Annotated in this window: 16 protein-coding genes; 9 read left to right on the top strand and 7 right to left on the bottom strand. The window is 37.7% G+C overall.

What is annotated here, in order from left to right; all coding sequences use genetic code 11:
• Positions 1-67: 67 nt before the first annotated feature.
• Positions 68-808 (bottom strand): AAA family ATPase, encoded by a 741-nt coding sequence (locus H6G59_RS26235; protein WP_190720777.1) that lies wholly within the window; start codon positions 806-808, stop codon positions 68-70.
• Between the two features lie 60 nt (positions 809-868).
• The gene (locus tag H6G59_RS26230) at positions 869-2,413 is read right to left on the bottom strand and encodes a pentapeptide repeat-containing protein (protein ID WP_190720774.1); all 1,545 of its coding nucleotides are present in this window, start codon (positions 2,411-2,413) and stop codon (positions 869-871) included.
• Between the two features lie 125 nt (positions 2,414-2,538).
• Here H6G59_RS26230 and H6G59_RS26225 point away from each other — a divergent pair, with 125 nt between their 5' ends.
• A complete protein-coding gene (locus H6G59_RS26225) occupies positions 2,539-2,730 on the top strand; it encodes a type II toxin-antitoxin system HicA family toxin (RefSeq protein WP_190720771.1) in 192 nt (63 codons plus the stop codon).
• Positions 2,730-2,945, top strand: coding sequence for a type II toxin-antitoxin system HicB family antitoxin (locus tag H6G59_RS26220; RefSeq protein ID WP_168538881.1), 216 nt, complete (start codon positions 2,730-2,732; stop codon positions 2,943-2,945). Before H6G59_RS26225 ends, H6G59_RS26220 begins: the two co-directional genes overlap by 1 nt.
• A 43-nt stretch (positions 2,946-2,988) precedes the next feature.
• Here H6G59_RS26220 and alaS read toward each other — a convergent pair whose 3' ends face one another.
• From alaS to H6G59_RS26205, 3 genes are all read right to left on the bottom strand, one after another.
• Entirely contained in the window at positions 2,989-5,631 is a 2,643-nt protein-coding gene (alaS, locus tag H6G59_RS26215) for an alanine--tRNA ligase (protein WP_190720769.1), read from the bottom strand.
• Between the two features lie 101 nt (positions 5,632-5,732).
• A complete protein-coding gene (locus H6G59_RS26210) occupies positions 5,733-6,434 on the bottom strand; it encodes an ATP-dependent Zn protease (RefSeq protein WP_190720766.1) in 702 nt (233 codons plus the stop codon).
• A gap of 32 nt (positions 6,435-6,466) precedes the next feature.
• Positions 6,467-7,546 carry a glycosyltransferase family 1 protein gene (locus H6G59_RS26205; RefSeq protein WP_190720764.1) on the bottom strand — a complete coding sequence of 360 codons (1,080 nt, stop codon included), beginning with the start codon at positions 7,544-7,546 and terminating at the stop codon, positions 6,467-6,469.
• Between the two features lie 131 nt (positions 7,547-7,677).
• Here H6G59_RS26205 and H6G59_RS26200 point away from each other — a divergent pair, with 131 nt between their 5' ends.
• Positions 7,678-8,829: a glycosyltransferase family 4 protein gene (locus tag H6G59_RS26200; protein WP_190720760.1), complete on the top strand. Its 1,152-nt coding sequence runs from the start codon at positions 7,678-7,680 to the stop codon at positions 8,827-8,829.
• Here H6G59_RS26200 and H6G59_RS26195 read toward each other — a convergent pair.
• A complete protein-coding gene (locus H6G59_RS26195) occupies positions 8,824-9,381 on the bottom strand; it encodes an O-methyltransferase (protein WP_242038984.1) in 558 nt (185 codons plus the stop codon). The genes H6G59_RS26200 and H6G59_RS26195 overlap by 6 nt on opposite strands.
• A 346-nt stretch (positions 9,382-9,727) precedes the next feature.
• On the opposite strand from H6G59_RS26195, the gene H6G59_RS26190 reads away from it, so the two are divergent.
• The gene (locus H6G59_RS26190; protein ID WP_190720754.1) at positions 9,728-10,888 is read left to right on the top strand and encodes a glycosyltransferase; all 1,161 of its coding nucleotides are present in this window, start codon (positions 9,728-9,730) and stop codon (positions 10,886-10,888) included.
• Complete coding sequence (locus H6G59_RS26185; protein WP_190720751.1) at positions 10,885-12,078, top strand: glycosyltransferase family 4 protein; 1,194 nt, start codon at positions 10,885-10,887, stop codon at positions 12,076-12,078. Before H6G59_RS26190 ends, H6G59_RS26185 begins: the two co-directional genes overlap by 4 nt.
• A 193-nt stretch (positions 12,079-12,271) precedes the next feature.
• On the opposite strand, the gene H6G59_RS26180 is transcribed toward H6G59_RS26185, so the two are convergent.
• The gene (locus tag H6G59_RS26180) at positions 12,272-14,362 is read right to left on the bottom strand and encodes a GumC family protein (protein ID WP_190720747.1); all 2,091 of its coding nucleotides are present in this window, start codon (positions 14,360-14,362) and stop codon (positions 12,272-12,274) included.
• A gap of 573 nt (positions 14,363-14,935) precedes the next feature.
• On the opposite strand from H6G59_RS26180, the gene hpsJ-A reads away from it, so the two are divergent.
• From hpsJ-A to H6G59_RS26160, 4 genes are all read left to right on the top strand, one after another.
• The gene (gene hpsJ-A / locus H6G59_RS26175) at positions 14,936-15,679 is read left to right on the top strand and encodes an HpsJ-like protein, cyanoexosortase A-associated (RefSeq protein ID WP_190720744.1); all 744 of its coding nucleotides are present in this window, start codon (positions 14,936-14,938) and stop codon (positions 15,677-15,679) included.
• Positions 15,680-15,694: 15 nt separating this feature from the next.
• Positions 15,695-17,284, top strand: a complete 1,590-nt coding sequence (locus H6G59_RS26170) for a cyanoexosortase A system-associated protein (protein ID WP_190720741.1) — start codon at positions 15,695-15,697, stop codon at positions 17,282-17,284.
• A gap of 267 nt (positions 17,285-17,551) precedes the next feature.
• Positions 17,552-18,763, top strand: a complete 1,212-nt coding sequence (locus H6G59_RS26165; RefSeq protein WP_190720738.1) for a glycosyltransferase — start codon at positions 17,552-17,554, stop codon at positions 18,761-18,763.
• The gene (locus H6G59_RS26160; protein WP_242038983.1) at positions 18,760-19,392 is read left to right on the top strand and encodes a glycosyltransferase; all 633 of its coding nucleotides are present in this window, start codon (positions 18,760-18,762) and stop codon (positions 19,390-19,392) included. The genes H6G59_RS26165 and H6G59_RS26160 overlap by 4 nt, the downstream gene beginning before the upstream one ends.
• The last annotated feature ends 80 nt before the right edge of the window (positions 19,393-19,472 follow it).

Here is a 19,472-nt window from a genome sequence, read left to right as displayed (position 1 = left end):
TAACAATTATATGATTCGAGTTCTCAGTTCCTGTTTCATTGACTCTACATTAGATTCCTCTCATCCCTTATGTCAAGCCTAATTGAGATGCTCTTACCCTGACAACAAAACCACTGCGTGAATATGGCGAATATCTTAATCTTTGAGGATTAACCGCAGCAATACGTTGAATGTTTGAATCTATTTTATTCAGTGCTTGTTCAATAATTTTTTCATCAGGTGTTAGTACCACTTGATTAAATAACTCTATCATTTGATCTGTTTTTAAAGATGATGATGTAATAAATAGTGTTTTTGGTCGTGGGTTTTTAGCATTTGTACGAAATTTACGTATATGAAATACAGGAAGTCCACCATTAGATGATAAAGGTAATATGAAAGTTTCATCTGCTAATTCAGGAGTCCAAGAAACTCTAAATTGAAGTTCTTGTAGTTCATCTGGTATTTTTTCATCACTAGGAGATAATTCTATGGATAAAGTCAGTTGATTTTGGTTATGATCTATAATAGATAATTGACTTCCTGGTTCAATTTCGTGACCATAAAACAAGTGACGAATATCAAGTTCTCCATCTCTTCCAATTGCACCTTCTCTCCTCAGTTCATCATCATAAAAATATTCACTGCGGTTATTCATTCTTTCACGCAGTATTTCTAAATTACAACGTGAACATAAAAGCTGAATAGCTTCGAGTATTGATGTTTTACCGCTATTATTTTCACCAACTAGTAAGTTAATTCTTCCTAGTTGTTGAAGTTCAAAAGATTTGAAGCAGCGAAAGTTCTCTATTTTTATACTTTTTAGCATGGTTTATCAATGAAGATAATAGAGAAATAATGACCAAGTTTATTATATCAGATCCCTGAGTTATTCCAACAGTTGCTTATCTATCCAATTACATTGTTCACAATGATATCTTAGCGTATCCTGTTGTTTAGCAGCATCTTCACCAGTTAAAGAACTGGCTATTTTTATTCCTCTAATATCTTGATAGTCTTTCGCTATTTGTTCAGATATTAATACTTCTCTAGTTGTTGGATGAATAGCTAATAGGTGTGCATCAAAAAGTCTATGCAAATCTACTCTCAAAAGTAAGCCATTAGCTACATCATGAGAATTAAGATCCCGATAGGGAATAATATGTGCTGCTTCAATAATTTGTTCAATGTGACAACCACTAATTAAACATTTATAACCATATCTTTTTGTTAGTTCTTCTTTAAATTTTTGTTGTCCTTCTCTTGGTGGTGGAGATTTTGCTGTTTTAACTTTTTTCTTGGTTAATAATTCTATCCATTGGGAATTATGATATTTTTTAGTTTTAATATCATCTTCATGGATCATTTGTGTAAATTTGGGATTAAATCCTTCAGGGAATTTAGTGTCATCATTATAAATTGCTCCTCTTAAATCTGCTTTTGTTAAATCTGCTCCTATCAGATTTGCACCTATTAATTTTGCTTTTTTTAAGTCTGCTTCTGTTAAATCTGCTCCTATCAGATTTGTATTTTCTAAATTTGCATATATTAATTTTGCTTTTTTTAATTCTGCTTGTGTTAAATTTACTCCTATCAGATTTGTATTTTCTAAATTTGCATATATTAATTTTGCATTTTCTAAATTTGCTTCTGTTAAATCAGCACCATCTAGAAAAGCATTTACTAAAAAAGCATCTTTCAAATCAATCCCAGCTAGATTTATTCCTATTAGTTTATTATTAATAATTTCCCAAATTAAATAATATTTTTCACTAATCTTAGTATGTTCATCAAAAATAACATATTTCAACCCAGCACCTTCTAAACAAGCATTTGTTAAATCAGTACCAGATAGATTTGCATGATTTAACCATACATTACGAAGATTTGTACCACTAAGATTTGCACTACTAAAATTTGCTTCTCTTAAACAGGAATGTTCTAAATTTGCATTAGTCAGGTTGAATCCAGCTAAGTTAGCACCATCTAAAAGAGAATTAGTTAAATTAACTCCAAAGAGATTTCTTCCTATTGCTTTATTATTAAAAATTTCCCAAAGTAAATAATATTTTTCAAGGATTTTAGTTTGCTCATCAAAAATTGCATTTTTTAAAAGAGCATAATCTAAACAAGCATCTGTAAAATCAGCCCCAGATAGGTTTGCATCAGTAAAATTTGCAGCAGTCAGGTTTGCACCAGTAAAATTTGCACCAGTCAGGTTTGCACCGATAAAATTTGCTTCTGTTAAAGTTGAATAACTTAAATTAATTTCTGTCAATATTTCATAGCTAAAATTTGGATTACTATTCACTGATCTTTTACAGGTTCTCGAATAAAATGTTGTGTATAATGCTAGATTACTAAAATCTCTCTCACCTTTTTTATAGCGTTTTAAAAGTTCTCTATCTTTCATTTCTACTTGACTAGAAATCATACAAATCCTTAAACTAACTTAATAAATAACATTCTCTATTCTGTAGGTTGGATATATTATACTTAATATATTAGTGTTTTTACGAAAAATTTATCAAATTACTAATCACGCTATGATAGTAAACAATGAAAGTTAAAGAAGTTCTCAAAATCCTAGAAGATGATGGTTGGTATATAGATCGCATTAGAGGTAGTCACCGTATCCTCAAAAATGAAAATAAATCAGGTATTGTAGTTGTACCTGGAAAACCAAGTGATGACATTCCAACAGGTACACTTTCATCAATCTGGAAGCAAGCAAAATTAGGAGAAATATAATGATTGAATACACAGTAATTTATGAACGTGGTGAAACAAACTGGGGTGCTTATGTTCCTGACTTACCCGGTTGTGTAAGCATTGGGGATACTTTAGCAGAAGTACAGGAAAATATTAAAGAAGCTATAGAATTGTATTTGGAAGTATTGAAAGAAGATGGAAAACCTATACCCAAACCTTCTACAGAAGTTGGTAAAGTTGCAGTGACAATATAAATTGAAATCCCCGACTTCTGTTAAAAAATCGGGGATCTAAATCCTATTTCAACCCTGCTAATAAATCATTCTTCGCAGTTTCCAAAGCTTGCGGTAACTTACTTGCGTCTCTTCCCCCAGCTTGGGCTAAGTTGGGTTTTCCACCACCACCACCACCACAAATTTTAGCTACATTACCAACAAATTTTCCTGCTTGTATTCCTTTTTTATTCACTTCAGAACTAAAAGCAGCAACGATACTCACTTTCCCGGCTTCGGGAATAGAACCTAAAACTACTGCACCGTTACCGATTTTTTGCAGTAATCTTTCCGCAGCAGCTTTTAATGATTCTGCGTCCACGTCTTCCATTTGGGCGATAATTATCTTATGTTCACCTACTATTTCCGCAGTCTGTAATAAGCTGTCAGATTTGACTATGGCTATCTGTGCTTTCAGACTTTCGATTTGTTTTTCGCTGTTGCGGAGTTCGGTTTGCAGAGTGGTGATTCTGTCTGGTATTTCTTCGGGTTTAACTTTAAAGCGATCGCTCAAATCTTTAACCACTTTATCACGTACATTCAAATAATCCAATATCGCCGCACCAGAAACAGCTTCTATTCTTCTGACTCCAGAAGCCACTCCCGCTTCTGAAATAATCTTGAAAACGCCAATTTCCGCAGTATTGCTAACGTGAGTTCCCCCACATAATTCCATTGACACACCAGGGAAATCAATCACGCGCACATCATCACCGTACTTTTCCCCAAACATCGCTACTGCACCTTTAGCTTTTGCTTCCGCTATAGGCAGCACTTCTATTTTAGCAGCATGAGCTTCGGAAATCCAAGTATTTACTAATTCTTCTATTTGTTGAACTTCTTCAGCAGTTAAAGCGCGGGGACAGTTAAAATCAAACCGCAATCTATCAAAAGAAACTAAAGAACCAGCTTGAGAAATTCCTTCATCAACAACTTTTTTTAATGCAGCTTGTAATAAATGAGTTGCTGTATGATTAGCTTGAGCGCGACGACGACAAGCGGTGTCAATTTGTGCATTTACATTGTCGCCAATTCTAATTGTACCACGTTCAATGCGTCCGAAATGAATAAAGAAATCAGATTCTTTTTTCACATCTTCTATTCTGATTAAAATTCCATCACCGGAAATATATCCCTTATCTCCGATTTGTCCACCTGATTCAGCATAAAATGGAGTTTTATCTAAAACAATTTGTACTTCTGTTCCTGCTTCTGCTGCTTCTTCAGAAACACCATTAACTAACAAAACTTCGATTTTTGCTGTTGTTGCTGTTGCGGTATAACCGATAAAATCTGTGGAGTGGATATGTTCTGCAAGTTTATCTAAAGAACCTTGTACAGTTAAATCAATGGTTTCGTGTGCTGCTTTTGCGCGTTCTACCTGTTTTTGCATTTCTGCATTGAAACCTTCAACGTCAACTGTTAGATTCTGTTCTTCTGCGACTTCTTGAGTTAATTCCAATGGAAATCCGTAGGTATCATAGAGAGTAAAAGCACTTTCACCAGTAATAGAATTTTGTCCTTGCTGTTTCACAGTTTCGATAATTTCAGATAACAGCTTTTCACCTCTATCTAAAGTTTTCAAGAAATTGACTTCTTCCCGTTGCAATTCTGCTTTAATCGCAGCTTCTCTTTTTCGCAAATTTGGGTAAACTGATTCAGAAAGAGAAATTGCTGTTTCTGCAACTTGGTTAATAAATTCTCCAGAAATTCCAATTAATCTCCCATGTCTAACAACGCGACGAATGAGACGACGTAAAATGTAACCTCTACCAACATTAGAAGCGCGAATTTCATCAGCGATCATGTGAACAACAGAACGGACATGATCACCAATTACTTTTAATGAAACTTTGGTATTTTCATCACTTTGATGATAATCAATTTTGGCAATTTTTGCCGCTGTTTCAATAATCGGGAAAATCAAATCTGTTTCATAATTATTTGGCTTCTTTTGCAGGATTTGTGCCATTCTGTCCAAACCCATGCCGGTGTCAATATTTTTATTTTGCAACGGCGTTAAATTTCCCGAAGCGTCCCGATTATATTGCATAAATACCAAGTTATAAAACTCGATAAATCGGGAATCATCTTCTAAATCAATGTTATCATCACCTCTTTCTGGGTGAAAATCGTAATAAATTTCTGAACAAGGGCCACAGGGGCCAGTGATTCCTGATACCCAGAAGTTATCATCTGCACCCATGCGTTTGATGCGTTTTTCCGTTACACCAATATTATCTCGCCAAATTGCAAAAGCTTCGTCGTCTTCCTCAAAGACGCTGACAACCAGATTTTGAGGAGAGAAACCAAAGACTTGAGTTGATAATTCCCAACCCCAAGCGATCGCTTGTGGTTTAAAATAATCACCAAAGCTAAAATTACCCAACATCTCAAAAAATGTATGATGGCGCTTTGTCCGTCCCACATTTTCGATATCATTGGTACGAATACATTTCTGTGAAGTCGTAGCGCGTTTAAAATCCGGTGTCCGCTGTCCCAGGAATATCGGTTTAAATGGTAACATCCCTGCAATAGTCAGCAGCACAGTAGGATCTTCTGGAACCAGGGAAGCACTCGGAAGCGGTTGGTGTCCCCGTTGGGTGTAGAAGTCGAGGAACAATTGACGAATTTCGTTACCGCTAAGATACTGGGAAGTTGAAGACATGAGTAATTACAAAAATAGTTTTAATCAAGAGTTACACAATCCAAACGCTAAACTTGCAAAAGCAGCGTCATTCTATTTTTGCATTTTGTTTTCAGAACTGGCTATTTTCCTTCTCTCTGCACTTCTGCGCCTCTGCGTGAGATAATTCCTATACACTCCTCAACCGCAACCCTTTCTCGCATAGCTTCTACCAAAGCTTGATAACCTTCCCAATTTTCCTGAATCAAATTTTTAGCTTGAAGCAAATAAAAACGCTGTTTTTGTTCAAAAACCTTCTCTTCAAAACCCAAAGCTGCTAAGAATTGATTTAACTTAGCTTTATCATCACCACCACCTTCAGCAGAGTTAAAAACCAACATTTCCGCTGCAATTCCCGCCATCCAAATATTACAATAGCGGTCGCACATCGAGACTGTAATCTTTCCCTTTTCCAACTGTTTGGCAATTTCGCTATCTTCTAAAATCACCCCACCTTGTCCCGGTTGTCCTAGTTTCCAAGCTTCCCACGCGCTGAGAGTATAGCCAGTGACAGGAATTCCCAACAAGTGAGCAACGAGAAAATGGCCAGCTTCATGATGTATAATCCGTTCTCGATATCCTGGAGAAAATCGCGCTAACCAATCTAAAACTATCGTCCCTCCCTTCCCTTGTAAACTGAAATTGTCCAAAGTCGCAATACCCAAAAACGCCACAGTCACTAAAGCTGGTATTGTCGGTGACAGATGTACCAAAGGTCCCAACAGAGTTGAGAGAGTCATAAGAAAGACAGAAATAGCAATTAGATTGATCGCAGTTTGGCTCATTTTCAGGTTGATGAATACAGATTAATCTTCCTTCATTTTAAATACTTTACAAAAGTCTGAGCTTGCGCTGATAGCCTGTGGTTTTGATACCAAGCATAAGCATGATCTGCAACCGTCTGTCCTACTGATAGGTTCATACTATTTTGATACTTATCTGCCAGCCAGTAATGTTTACCTGCTTCCAGACCATCTACATCTTTACCTTTATACCATATACCTATGGGCAACAATTTGTGAGCGCAGTAAGCAGCAAAGATTGTTGATTTTGTCAAGTATTCAATTGAGTAATTAAAAAAACCTACCAAGGAAGTTGATAATATATCACTGATTTCTTGAGCAGACTTAACTCCCAAGCAAGTAACCGGAATATTATTCACTGGCTCAATTTCAAACTTTAGCTTCGGGCCAATATCTAATATTGCCTCAATTTCCAACTCTTGACAAGTCCGTTGTAATGCTAATAATGATTGTTGATAAACACGAGAACGAGGTCCAACACCACCAAAAACTACCAAATGTTTGTGACGTTCTGACAAAGAGGTGAGATATTCAGGTTCACCCACATTAGAAAAAACTGGTAAAGCCGGAATATCAAAATGCTTACCCTGACTGAATTTACTGATTATATCAGCATAACCTTGTTTACTAGTCAGAGTGCGATCGCTCAAACAAACTAAACGCGCTGCTAAATTTCTTTGGAGTGGTGATGTCCAAAACTGACTAGTCCAAATTGCACCAAAAGCATAGAGTTCGTGGAACATCGTCACCAAACGGCGATTATTACCCTGTTTTCGCCACTGTTCTAAACCTTCCACCAACCAAACCGGACAGCCTCTTTTTGCGTAACCATAGCCCACATAATGCAACAGTACAGTGTATTTTGAGTTCTGGTCATGAGGTAATAATTCTAACAAAGCAGAATAGGAGCAATCTGCCACCTGCTTAACTACAAATCCTTCTACAACCGCTTCACCAGACCAATTTGCATCTCCAATGATAAATTCTGTTACTACTCCCAAATCCTGACGCATTTGTTTGGCTAAATTCAGTCCATAGTCTCCTACTCCATCTACCGCAGGGGGTAGACGGGGAACAATTACAGTAATTACCATAGTTTAGCTATATTAATTTTTACCACAATCTTAAATTATTTCTAGGCGACAAGATTCAAAATATCATACTTTAGGTTTAAGTACTGATGATGATATTGAATAAACAATACTATTAATCTCTTCACTAACCTATGCCAAATACCAGAAAACTTCTCTCTATTGGTCACTCCTATGTAGTTAACCTCAACCGCCGATTAGTCAATGAAATGTCACTTTTGGGACAAGACGAATGGGAAGTAACAGCCGTTGCTCCATCATTTATGCACGGCGATTTGCGATCTATGCACCTAGAAACCGACCCTAGTGAAATTTGTCATCTCGAACCAGTCCCAGTGTATAATAGCCAACGCATTCACATCATGACCTACGGTTGGCGACTGCGGGAAATTATGCAACAAGGATGGGATTTAATTCATTGTTGGGAGGAGCCATATATATTTGCAGGCGCACAAGTTGCTTGGTGGAAAACAGAAAAAACTCCACTTGTTTACTCTACATTTCAAAACCAATCTAAGCAATATCCACCACCATTTAACTGGATTGAGCAATATGCCATGAATCGTGCTACGGGATGGATTGCCTTTGGACAAACCGTTACCGAAGCTTTAAAATCTCGTCAAGGCTATTCACGTCCTATGCGAGTGATTACCCCTGGTGTGGATATCAATCATTTCTATCCCTCTATTGATGCCAAACATCACATTCGTCACCTTTTGAGTTGGGAAGAACAAGAAACCCCTGTTATCGGCTATTTAGGGCGCTTTGTTCCTGACAAAGGATTAGATTTACTGATGAAGATTTTGGATAAATTAGAAACTCCTTGGCGAGCTTTATTCGTTGGTAGTGGTGTCCTAGAATCATCATTACGAAATTGGGCAAAACGTTATCCTTCACAGGTGCGAATTTGCACAGATGTTAAACATAACCAAGTTCCTCAATACCTCAATGCGATGGATATGCTTGTTGCTCCCAGCCAAACTATGCCTAACTGGAAAGAACAGTTTGGAAGGATGCTAATTGAAGCCTTTGCTTGCGGTGTTCCTGTGATTGGTAGCGACAGTGGCGAAATTCCTTATGTAATTGATGATGCGGGGGTGGTAGTTGGCGAAAAAGATGAAAATGGTTGGGTGACAGCTATTTCCAACTTGCTTAATAGTCTATCTCTTCGTCAAGAATTAGGAAAAAAGGGTTTAGAGCGATCGCATAAATTGTACACTTGGCCTTCTGTTGCTCAACAACATTTGCAATTTTTTAACGAACTGTCAGATGCTAGTTGTCTATAAACTTGACAACGGTTTTTGCCAAATAGCCGCAGTCTTTATCCCATTAGTCGATTGATCAATAACTTTCCAATCTTGAGGAATACTCAAAGCATCTAATGAACTCCACAGATTAGTATCATCAACAAGCAGGTATCCTCCAGCCTTAATCTTCTTGAGGCATTTCCTGACACAGTTAGTTCGATAATGACCATCAACAATGACCAAATCTAAACTTTCATCGGCAAATTCGTCCAGAACTGCCACATAACTAGGACATATTTGGTAAGCATCTTGTTCAGGTTCTGATACAGGATGATCCAGCAGAATCAATCGCAGATTCACATTAGCAATATTTTCTTTTTCTAGTTTGTTTTTTACCGCTTTATACCAATTTTTATCAGATTCTATACTAGTTATTTTACTTACCCGCCGAGCAAACCAGGCGGAACTGCGACCGCTGCCAAATTCCAGCACTGACATGGAAGCAGCAAGATGTTTTTTGCAAAATTCTACGGTTCCTGGACACATCCAAGGTTCATCTGGATGAAGTTTTTCCCATACCCAATACCTCATACGATATACCATTAACTGAGGCCGTTGCAGCCAGAAAAAAAAGCTTTTTAGTGAAATTAACAACATTTAAGCTTTCCCCTTTGTTTGGAGGTATTTGCCTTATTTTATAGTTTTTAATGTAAAATTACTTAGAAAGTAAGTAAAATTTTGTAATAGCCAATCCATAATCATCAATTGATTAAGTAGAAAGGCACAAAAAAACCGTACTATGTAACTAAACGTAAAGTTGCCCAAAAACCTCTTTCCTTCTGCCTCCTGCCTCCTGCTTTGTCATAACGACAATTTTTAACGCCAACCTACTTATATTGATGAGTTAACTCCTGAAAGATTAGAGAATATTCACAATATGACTCCAATGCGTCTGGCTATTATCTGTGATTACCTGGAAGAAAACTGGCATAGCATGGATTTATGCGCTCAGATGCTAATTAAGCAATTGCAAGCTGAACACACTGCATCTATTCAAGCTATAAAAGTTCTGCCAAAATTTAATAGTCGTTGTCAACAAATTCCCTGGATTGGTAAAAAGCATTTTGCCTATAATGCAGACCGTCTACTTAATCGATTTGGTGACTATCCCCAGTATCTCAAACCAAGGGTAACAGATTTCGATTTTTATCACATATCTGACCACTCCTACGCCCATTTAGCCCATGTTTTACCACCAGAACGGACGGGAGTATATTGTCATGATATTGATGCCTTTCGCTCTCTTATAGAGCCAAAAAAACAACCTAGACCTGCTTGGTATCAAGCCATGTCTCAAAAAATTCTACGCGGGTTACAGTCATGTGCCGTTGTCTTTTATTCTACCGCAGCAGTTAGAAAACAAATTGAGCATTACCAACTCGTAGAACCATCACGTCTAGTTCACGCTCCCTATGGTATTGCCTCAGAATTTAGTATTACTACTGAGAAAGCAAGTAATACTGACCATAAAATCTTAGAAATAGAAAAAATAGGTACTGCACCTTTTCTTTTACACGTTGGTAGTTGCATTCCCCGGAAACGCATTGATATTCTCTTAGAGATATTTGCACAAGTCCAACTTATTTATCCAGAGTTGCAACTAGTCAAAGTTAGTGGTGAGTGGACACAAAGCCAACAAGAGCAAATTGCTCAGTTGAATCTCAGCAACTCGATAATTCACCTCCAGGGTTTACAACGCTCTACTATAGCCGCCCTTTACCAACGAGCCTCAGCAGTGTTATTAACAAGTGAAGCAGAGGGTTTTGGATTACCTGTGATTGAAGCCTTAGCTTGTGGGGCGATAGTAGTTGCTAGTGATATTCCTGTGTTGCGTGAAGTTGGTGGAGAAGGGGTGATATACTGTCCAACTGCGGATGTATCAGCGTGGGTAGAAAAGATAGCGCAACTATTATCAAACCCAACTAGCGCACCTGTGATCAATGTCCGTCTCAATCAAGCACAGAAATATTCTTGGTCTCATCATACTCGGATTATTGCCCAATCTTATATGAAGTTAGCGGGTGTTGAAAATATATGAAAATTGTATTTATCAACCCAGTAGGAGCAATTGGTGGCGCTGAAAGAGTTTTACTAACTATTTTTGCTGCACTTTTGAATACAAAGCCCGATATTCAACTACATCTAATTGTAGGTACTGATGGATTATTGATAGAACAAGCCGAAAAATTGGGAGTGCAAGTCAAATTACTGAAACTACCAGAAGAATTAAATCAACTGGGAGATAGTGCTTTCAAAGGTAGTAATCAAGCCATAGCCGGATTGATATTATTATTACGACTAGTAAAAATTTTACCAAGTATCGGCGAATATCTGGGAGAATTCAAGCGATCGCTCCGGGAACTCAAACCAGACTTAATTCACTCCAACGGCATTAAAACTCATCTACTAACCGCATTGGCTGGAATCAAGGATATACCCGTAGTTTGGCACATCCATGACTTCTATGGCTCACGCCCATTCATGGCAAAGATTTTAAACTTAAAACGGGTGAGCTATAGTGCTAAACAAGGAATTGCTATTTCCCAAGCTGTCGCCCAAGATGCTAAAATCACAATTCCAAACTTACCAATAGAAGTAATTTATAATGCCGTAGATATCAATTACTTTTCCCCAACTCCTTCAACTTCCCATTTTTCCCTGCGAGTAGGACTAGTTGCGACTTTTGCACGTTGGAAAGGGCATGATATCTTTCTAGAAGCAGCATCAGAAATTATCAAAAAGCATCCTCATTTAAACGTGCGTTTTTGTATTGTTGGTGGAGCAATTTATAAAACTCGTGGTTCCCAATTTTCTGAACAGGAATTAAAAGACAAAGCCGCAGATTTAGATATTGTAGACAAAGTTGATTTTCTCGGTTTCCAAGAGAATATAGCCGAAATTTACCGCTCTTTGGATATTGTAGTTCACGCCAGTACCCAACCAGAACCATTTGGTTTAGCAATAGTCGAAGCAATGGCTTGTGGTAAACCAGTGATAGTATCTCAAGCAGGTGGTGCGGCTGAATTATTTACTCATAATTATGATGCAGTTGGTGTCCCACCAGGAGAACCAAAGGCTTTAGCCGCAGCTATTCTAGACTTGCTCAACAACCCAGAAAAACGTCAAATCATCTCAGAAAATGCAAGGCATACAATTACAGAGCGTTTCAGTCACAAACGTTTAGGTGAGCAACTTATGAAAGTCTATATGATGAATATATGGCACTGATGATTAGACATTAACAAAATTTCGAGATGCATGATCCAGAACCCTTGTAGAGACGTTGTATGCAACATCTCTACAATTTTTGTCGGAGATGAGTTATATCATGTTCGTTTAATTACTGATTAAAAAAACTCTCCGCGTCCCCGCATCCCCGCGTCAGTCCTAACTATAAGTCTGTAAGCGAACACGATATTAATTATGCTCTACTAACAGCATAATAACTAGAATCTGGCTGATTAGCATTGACACCATTCATCGCTACACCTAAAACATTTTGGTCAGCTTTCTCCAACATTTCTTTAGAGAGAGAAACACTATTAGAATCAGCTACACCTGGACGGACTACAAACAAAATTCCATTCACCAGTTTACCTAAAATCGTTGCATCCGCAGCTACAGTTAATGGTGAAGTGTCAATAATCACAAAATCATATTTTTGTGCCACTTGCGCCACAAACACAGCCATTTGACTAGAATCAAGTAGTGAAGCTGGGTTATGATTGAGTTCACCAGCTGTGAGAACTTCTAAATTCGGGACAATTTCAGTCACAGCTTGGTCCAAATCCGACTGACGTTTGAGAACATTGCTTAAACCCACTTCATTGGGAATTTCCCAGATTTTGTGTTGACTGGGATTACGCAAATCGGCATCTACTAGTAATACATTGCGCCCTAATTGAGATATCGAGAAGGCTAAATTGGCAGCAATTGTTGATTTACCTTCTTTAGGTACAGAACTTGAGACGACAATCACCTTAATTGATTGTTCTGAATTAAAAAACCTCAAGTTAGTTTGCAGCATCCGAAAAGCTTCACTGACCGGGGAATCAGGTTGGTTTTTGACAATTACTTCAGGGATAAAATTGCCATTGGGAAAAGGTGGAATATAGCCTAATAAATTGTAACCCAATAAGTCTTTGGCAGATTTGGAGGTTTTGATAGTCTTGTCCAATCTTTCTAAAACAAAGGCAGTAGCTACCCCTAACACAATCCCACCAATTAATCCTTGCAGCAAGTTTATATACTGACGGCTTCTAATTGGCACACCTGGAATTAAGGCAGGTGTAACAATCCTAGCATTACTGACTTGGAGATTTTCCGCCACTTGCAGTTCCTGATACCGAGCCAACAGATTTTGATAGCTCAAATCAGTTGCAGATATTTCCCGTTCTAGCTGGCGTTGCTGCAATTCTAGCTGCGGTAAGCTATTGGCTCTTTGTCTATAAGATTCAATGACTTGACCTAAAGATTTCAGTCGTACCTGCAAACTCAGTCTCTCTGCTTCAATATTGGCATAGTTGCCCAGAAGTCCTTGTTGTAAACCTTGAGGTCTGAGTTGGACGATTTTTTCAGGTTCTACGCTTTGATTCAAACGCCCTGATTTACCTATAAAGCTTTGTTCTATTCGCTTCTTCAGTTCTTGCCTGAGAATCACTTCCTCTTTTTTCAAGTCCATTATTGTTGGGTGAGTATCAGTCAAGCGCAAACCTATAACTTGTATCTTTTGCTGAACATCTTGCAACTGTCCCAAAACTGCCACTGTTGATGGAGATTCACCCACAAACCCAGCAACCACAGCATCTTGAGAAGCAACACCAAACAGTTTCTGGATTGATTGCATTCGGGCTGTTTGCGAAGATAGATCCGATCTAGTTGCAGCTACTTGTCTATCTAAATCAGTCAAAATTGCCACACTGGCTGAGGCTTCTGCTTTCAAGTCTAAAACTCGATTCTGCTGTTTAAAAAATTGTAGTCTGCGTTCAGATGCTTGTAATGCAGCTTTCCTCAAGGGCAACTGTTGGGCAATAAAGTCTCTAGCCGACCTGGTTTGTGCGCGGTTCGCATTGATATCATTTTCTATATAGACTTTCATTAAAGTGTTCACAACTGAAGCCGCTGTTCTGGGATCTGTACTTGTATAATATACTTCCATAATATCTGTGTTTTCAATATTTTTGACTTCCAGGTCTTTCAAAAACACTAGCGGGTTAATATTAAGGCGAAGGACATTGATTGTCTTTTCAGCTAAGGGCAGAGAACGCAAAACTGCTACCTCTGTTCCTAATGGTCTACCACTGACGGAATTCTCTAATTGCCCTAATTGGTTACCTACTCCTGTGAGGGTAGAGGTAGAGTTCTTTTTCAGTACTAACTGGCCTCCTGCCTGATAAATGGGCGTTTCTAGTACAGTTTTAACTATACTCAAGGCTAAAAGGCTTAGAAAAACTATAGAAGTGGGCAACCAACGCCGCTTAAGTATTGACCAATAGCGCAAATATTCTTCCATATTCTTATTTATCGACTTTGAATTTTATTTTCTTGGTTGTCAGATTTTGATTTCTGTATTCTTATCGACTCAGCAAAGACTATCTTTTACAGAGTTGCATATTGAATCTTAGTCTAGAAAAGTGCTTTGATTATACAAATTATGCCAACTTTACATTAAAAAGAAGGCTTAGTAAAAAATATTACAGATTTTTAATAGATACATTTCGTGGCATAGATGTTTAGTTTGCCTAAAATCGATGTGTTTGTCAATACACTAGTCAAGATTACTCCATTAAACTTTACAAGGGGATTTAGGCGGAAATTTGTGAACTATTTCTTTATTATCAGGATAAATACGTAAAATTTAGATAAAGATCATTGACATGGATTGTCTCAAATGTAAAATTAAAAACTAAGATAACACTTGGTTGTATCAAGTTTTTTCTTCTTTAGTTGTTTTTATAAACTTGTTTCTAAGTGAATACCCGCTTATGAATTAGTTAGCCTCAGTAACTACGTGCTTTAAAAACAATAAATTCAAGAAAATCAGATATTACCTCCAAACTAGAAGTTCTAATATCAACAACAGGAAATGACAAAACAAAAACAAGAAAGACTGCCAAAAAAGCCCATAGAAATAACAGACGGGATTGAAAATCTGTCTTTCTCATTGTTGCAGTTGCTTGGCTATATTCTGCTCATATTTTCTCTAATTGACTACCTGGCTATCCTCATACCCCCACGCTTGACAAATCCAGCATGGGAATTTCAAGCCATTGGACAAATGGTAGATCACGTCTGGTCTATCTTGCTGGGTTTAACATTTATATTTTTGCATAACAAAGGTAGTATCCTGAAACCAAGACAACTCCCAATTCTCAAATTTTTATCTTGGGTTAGTTTAATAATCGGAATATTTTATCTGCTGATGTTGCCTTTAGGAATTAATAATAGCTTAACACTCTATAGAAATATTAATAATCAATTTCTCACTCAACAAGGACAACAACAAGAGCAACTACAAAAAGTAACTGAAAAACTGAAAACAACCAACTCTCCTCAAGAATTAAATAACTTAGCCAGAATTTTAAATCTGCCTAATGAAAACGGAGTTAGTCAATCTCCTCAAGAATTGAAAAATAAAATATCTCAACAAATTCAAACAGTTGCTCAAAACTCTGCCGCTACTGCTAATGCTGCCAAGCGAGAACAGATTAAAAATCTACTTAAAAGTGCTGTGAGAATAAATTTAGGAACAATCATTTCAGGTGTTTGCTTGATTATGTTGTGGAATTGGACTCGTTGGATACGCATTATCGATAAAAATCTTGGATAAGAATGGAATATAAAAATGTTCATCAGTAGCCAAAAACTGAACCAAGCCAAACAAGCATTTTTGCTCAAATTCAAACCCTTAATGCAAACCCAGCGATTTTACTTGCTGGGGATTTTTACAACATTGGCTGTATTACATTTAGATATAATTAGAAACCACCGGACTGAAGGTGAACAAATTACATTTTATGCAATTTACTGGGTAGGTATTTTATATTTACTTTGGCAAAATCAGCGACAAGAGCATAATCCGGGCTTGTTTTCTAGCTGCGTAGGTTTAGGATTACTATTTATAGTCATAATTAGACCGCTAAATCTATGGCATTTAGACCTAATGCTATTTAGATTTGGTCCTATTATGGCTGGGTTGGGTTTAGGTTTATTATCTTTTGGCTTTTTAGGAATCAGGCATTATTGGCGCTTATTTTTGTTATTGTGCTTAATGCTTTTTCCTTTTAATTTTATCAATGGAATTTTCGATTCTCGGTTACATTTTAATGAAGTAACTGCAACCATAGCTGCTTTCTTACTCCACTATCTAGGTTTTGGTGCGACTCACTCTGGAACTTTGGTAAAACTGCCGACAGGTCAAGTTGAAGTTCTTTATGCCTGTACTGGTGGAGCGTTAATTTTGTGGCTACTACAGCTAACCCTACTGATTATGGTAATGGTTGTTACCCTAACTTGGAAACAGAAATGGGGATTAGTTATATCTGCTGTCGCTACAGGATTTTTAGTTGGCTGTATTCGTGTAGCTTTGTTAGCACTAGTAGTGAATAACCGCAACCAGTTTGACTATTGGCACGGACCGTCAGGGGGAACAATTTTTATAGCGATCGCAACTATTACTTTTGCAGCCTTATGTAACTGGATACTGCCAGTGGAAGTTTTAGCTTCGACAGAAACCTCATTACCAACTACCACAGTCACCCTAGAACCAAAGAGACGCTTTCTGCTTGCTGCTACCTGGGTGGGAATTATCTTGACTGCTATCTATTTAATAGCCAGTAAAAGACCCCTAAGTACTGCTATTTTTCCAAATGCAATTCCTCTGAATAACTGGCAACAAGTCAAATTCAAGCCTCTGGGTCAGCAAAAATATAAAATCCCGATGACTGATAAGTTCGTATTGGTGGAATCTGGAACAGACTACAGCTATCTCAAAAATGATCAGAAACTGGAATTGCAGATGCGTTATGTGATCAATACAAGAGGTGATCAAAACCCCTTTTTGCTCCAGCCAAGTAAAGACTTAATTAAAGATAGCCAGAACAACCTGAGACAGCTAAAAGGAGTTGGTTACTATGCACTTTATAGTGACAGCAAACAAGCTTATCTGACAGCCTGTATTAATCCCCGTGGAGGTAGTACTTTGACTTCATCTCAATTTATGCAAAATCGATATAAATACGACCTTACCTTAAATCGGTTACTACCTTGGGTTTTGGGTCAGGACGTACTCAGAGATGACCGCTGTATATGGACTCAATTATCTGTTCCCTTGAATGGATTACTTGCCACTGATATTTATACGGTGTTAGAATCAGTATGGAATGATAATTATGCTACTTGGCAAACCCTATTTTTGACAAAATACCGATCATAACATTTACGTAGGCTAGTCTATCTACCTGTACGTCAGATCAGCATTTTCAAATTCATAAATTGTCAGATTGTGTAAATTTCAGGGTGGAAAGTCGATACTTTATCAAAGTACGATAATCTTATTATACTTTTCCAAAAAAATTAACTGCTCAGAGAACCATTTCAAGCAATACAGAAGAGTATAAATCAGTTTATTTAGACTCGCCTAGAGTAACTCGTGATCGTTTTTTCTTAATTAACCAGGTGTTTTGCTTTTTATCTTAAAACCATGTCGAAAACATTAAATTATAGAATTATCCATTTGTCTAAATATTATCCTCCAGACCGAGGTGGGATAGAAACACACGTACAAACTCTAGCGCAAACTCAGGCTGCTTTAGGTGCAGAAGTCCATGTAGTTTGTGTAAATGCTTTTAATGAGCAAGGACAGTTATCTAGCAGCACCCAAACTGTAAAGGAAATGGATGGAAATGTCAGTGTGACAAGGATGGGAAGGCTTTTATCATTAGCCAGATTTGATGTCTGTCCAGAACTTCCCAAAAAAGTATGTCAACTAGCTAAACAATCAAATACATTATTGCATCTGCATACGCCTAATCCGACAATGCTGATAGCTTTAACAATGTTGCATAGGCGTGTACCTTTGATAATTACCCACCACAGCGACGTTATTAAACAGAAAGTTTTGAAATATGGATTACGTCCATTTGAACATCTAGTTTACAGTAGAAGCTCACAGGTTTTAACCACGAGTTCACCGTATATTCAAGGCTCAAAATTTTTACGTTTTTATCGTGATAAATTGAGTTATCTACCACTTGGTTTAGATGCTTCTAATTACAGTCAACCAAATAAAAGAGCTATTGCTTTCAGTCACAGTCTCAAAAATAAATATCCAGGACCAATTTGGTTGGCAGTGGGTAGATTAGTCTATTACAAAGCATTGCACGTAGCAATTGAAGCTCTCACTATGGTGAAAGGAACACTGGTAATAATTGGTGTTGGTTCTTTAGAGCAAGAACTAAAAACTCTGGCTAAGAAATTGGGAGTAGACAAGCGCATTGTTTGGTTAGGTCATGTGAACGAGGATGAACTTGTCGGTGCTTATCATGCAGCAACCAGTCTTTGGTTTCCTTCTAATATCCGTAGCGAGGGTTTTGGATTAGTGCAAGTAGAAGCAATGGCTAGTGGGTGTCCGGTAATTAATGCCAATATTCCCTGTAGTGGAGTACCTTGGGTAAGCAGACATGAACAAGAAGGTTTAACTGTACCCATTAACAACCCAGTAGCTTTGGCTGAAGCTTCACAACGTCTGCTTAGGGAACCTGGTTTGCGTAATCGATTAGCAGCAGCAAGCCGCAAACGAGCAGAATATTTTAACCACACAACTATGGCGCAACGCAGTTTTAAATTCTATGAAGAAGTTTTGCATCAAGAACGCAACTATGCAGGTATACCAAAACCAGTGGATTTGTTATGAAAGTTCTGCACGTTTATGCGGGAAATTTGTTTGGTGGGATAGAAACGCTGCTGGTAACATTAGCAAAAGAACAAAGTTTATGTTCACAGATGCAGCCTCACTTTGCACTATGCTTTGAAGGGAGATTGGCAAAGGAATTGCGAAATTTAGGTGCAAGAGTGCATCTGTTGGGTAAAGTACGGATAAGTCGTCCTTGGACAGTGTGGAGAGCTAGAAAGCTACTCCAGCAACTATTGAAACAAGAAAGATTTGATCTAGTTATTGGTCATTCTTGCTGGCCGCAAGCTATTTTTGGCTCAGTTGTCCGAGCTAACAATTTACCATTAGTCTTTTGGTGTCATGATGTGCCTAATGGTGAACACCCTCTGGAACGTTGGGCTAAGTTAGTCCCGCCAGATTTAGTAATTGCGAATAGTCGTTATACCCAAGCAGCTATACCAAAACTCTATTCGACCTATAGCGAAACTCTTTATCTACCTGTAGCTTCTCCAAATATTGATAATCATGCCTCAAATCGCCATGCTGTCAGAGCCGAACTCAATACACCTGAAGATGCGATAGTGATTATCCAGGCATCGCGTCTGGAGCGCTGGAAGGGACAAAGTATGGGGAGCAACGCGATTTTGTGAGGTGGGGCAAAAAAAGTGCGATCGCCAAGTTAAAAACAGGCATCGCTAAAATATTTTTCTGAAATTAATGTTAAATAAAT

It is taken from the genome of Anabaena lutea FACHB-196, from assembly GCF_014698305.1.
In the GTDB taxonomy this organism is placed as follows: Bacteria; Cyanobacteriota; Cyanobacteriia; order Cyanobacteriales; family Nostocaceae; genus Anabaena; species Anabaena lutea.
Note: the sequence above shows the minus strand (reverse complement) of the source record. Positions and strands in the feature narration are given on the sequence as shown.

Bases quoted from the DNA above. Each gene is read 5' to 3' on its own strand.
- H6G59_RS26235 (WP_190720777.1), bottom strand. From the start codon at position 808: ATGCTAAAAAGTATAAAAATAGAGAACTTTCGCTGCTTCAAATCTTTT.
- H6G59_RS26230 (WP_190720774.1), bottom strand. From the start codon at position 2,413: ATGATTTCTAGTCAAGTAGAAATGAAAGATAGAGAACTTTTAAAACGC.
- H6G59_RS26225 (WP_190720771.1), top strand. From the start codon at position 2,539: ATGAAAGTTAAAGAAGTTCTCAAAATCCTAGAAGATGATGGTTGGTAT.
- H6G59_RS26220 (WP_168538881.1), top strand. From the start codon at position 2,730: ATGATTGAATACACAGTAATTTATGAACGTGGTGAAACAAACTGGGGT.
- alaS (WP_190720769.1), bottom strand. From the start codon at position 5,631: ATGTCTTCAACTTCCCAGTATCTTAGCGGTAACGAAATTCGTCAATTG.
- H6G59_RS26210 (WP_190720766.1), bottom strand. From the start codon at position 6,434: ATGAGCCAAACTGCGATCAATCTAATTGCTATTTCTGTCTTTCTTATG.
- H6G59_RS26205 (WP_190720764.1), bottom strand. From the start codon at position 7,546: ATGGTAATTACTGTAATTGTTCCCCGTCTACCCCCTGCGGTAGATGGA.
- H6G59_RS26200 (WP_190720760.1), top strand. From the start codon at position 7,678: ATGCCAAATACCAGAAAACTTCTCTCTATTGGTCACTCCTATGTAGTT.
- H6G59_RS26195 (WP_242038984.1), bottom strand. From the start codon at position 9,381: ATGAGGTATTGGGTATGGGAAAAACTTCATCCAGATGAACCTTGGATG.
- H6G59_RS26190 (WP_190720754.1), top strand. From the start codon at position 9,728: ATGACTCCAATGCGTCTGGCTATTATCTGTGATTACCTGGAAGAAAAC.
- H6G59_RS26185 (WP_190720751.1), top strand. From the start codon at position 10,885: ATGAAAATTGTATTTATCAACCCAGTAGGAGCAATTGGTGGCGCTGAA.
- H6G59_RS26180 (WP_190720747.1), bottom strand. From the start codon at position 14,362: ATGGAAGAATATTTGCGCTATTGGTCAATACTTAAGCGGCGTTGGTTG.
- hpsJ-A (WP_190720744.1), top strand. From the start codon at position 14,936: ATGACAAAACAAAAACAAGAAAGACTGCCAAAAAAGCCCATAGAAATA.
- H6G59_RS26170 (WP_190720741.1), top strand. From the start codon at position 15,695: ATGTTCATCAGTAGCCAAAAACTGAACCAAGCCAAACAAGCATTTTTG.
- H6G59_RS26165 (WP_190720738.1), top strand. From the start codon at position 17,552: ATGTCGAAAACATTAAATTATAGAATTATCCATTTGTCTAAATATTAT.
- H6G59_RS26160 (WP_242038983.1), top strand. From the start codon at position 18,760: ATGAAAGTTCTGCACGTTTATGCGGGAAATTTGTTTGGTGGGATAGAA.